Below are 1,318 nucleotides of genomic sequence, written 5' to 3'. Positions count from 1 at the left end.
GCGTAGATGCCGCCGCGGGCCCAGGGCGTGGCGCTGGTGCAGGCGACGCTGGAGACGGAGTGGGCGTAGACGCAGTCGCTGCCGTCGGTGATTTCCAGGTTGCCGACTTCGACGTGGGAACTGCCCTTCAGGCTGAGGATGTGGCTGATACCGTTCTTGCCGATCAGCCTGGGGGGCGTGCCGGCGTTGCCGAGGATGCGGGTGCGGGCGGTGGAAGCGCCGCTGGGGACGGCTTGCAGGGAGCTGCCGATGGAATAGGAGCCGCCGCCGATGAGCAGGGTATCGCCGCCGGCGATGCGGGGGCTGCCGGAGGCGGGCAGGGCGACGCTGGGGTGGTTCCAGGCGCAGGCCTGGGCGGAGCCGGAGCCGGGGTAGGGGGCATTGGCGCGGCCGGTGCACTGGCTGGCAGTGCCGCCGTCGGTGCGCACGTAGTAGGTGGTGGCGGCCTGGGCGCTGCTCCAGGCAATCAGGCCCAGCGGCGCCAGCAACAGCGAACACAGGGCTTTGGACAGGGAAAAAGCGGACATGAGGACGCGCGACTCCTTCGACGAGCCAGGGGCACGGGGCAGTGGGGGCCAAGGGCGTTGGCAAGGACGGCCCTTGTGCGAGGGATGCTAGGAAGGCGATTGCGGCGCGATTGAGGCGCGCCTCACACTTCACGTCGCCTTCACTGTCAACAAGCGCCGGAGTGCGTCAGGCGAGGCTTCCGGTACTGACACGGAGCGTCACGTTCACGCTGGATTCCGGTTCGTGAAGCGTGCGCTCGGCGAATCGCCCATTCAGTCTGCGATCGCGCTGGATGTGGCGACGGCTGTAGAGCTGCGTCGCCTGGTTGCGTCGAGCCATCCGGCTTGCGATGGAGTTGCGGCCCAGTGCCGAAGGCCTGTCGCACGACAGGTAGCCGGGCGGCGAGTCGCCTGGATTGCGGGATCGGAGATGACTGCCGGACGGGTACCGGGACATGCGACGGGATCTGCGCGGATGGCGACCGCCGCGCTCGGACTGCGCTTTCCGCGGGCGCGACCGGATCGTCCAGGGGAATCGCTCCGGACCGCGGCCAACGACCGCATCGCCCGCAGCAGGGCGCGCCGGCCCGTCATCGGCATCGCGACCGGGGCCGATAGGGGGCCGAGGCTGGGAAATTATCGGGAGAGGGAGGCCTCGGCAGCGGGGCCCCTGAAGTCGCGGCCGACGCAGGCAGCGGCGCCCTTGTCGATGGCGGGGCTGCCGGCGAGGGGCGTGGCATCGAAGGAGGCGAGGGTCATGTTGGCGAGTTTGGGATCCTGGCCGCAGAGGCTGCCGGTGGGGCAGGTGTTGT

General features: G+C 70.0%; 1 protein-coding gene. It reads right to left on the bottom strand.

Annotated features, from left to right (window positions below; genetic code table 11):
• On the bottom strand, positions 1–527 hold a 527-nt coding region (locus D0Y53_RS12470; RefSeq protein ID WP_147319083.1), incomplete at its 3' end, for a hypothetical protein.
• Between the last annotated feature and the right edge of the window lie 791 nt (positions 528–1,318).

It is taken from the genome of Cognatiluteimonas weifangensis, from assembly GCF_003416885.1.
In the GTDB taxonomy this organism is placed as follows: Bacteria; Pseudomonadota; Gammaproteobacteria; order Xanthomonadales; family Xanthomonadaceae; genus Cognatiluteimonas; species Cognatiluteimonas weifangensis.
The sequence above is the reverse complement of the archived record's forward strand: the minus strand, read 5'-3'. Positions and strand labels throughout refer to the sequence as shown.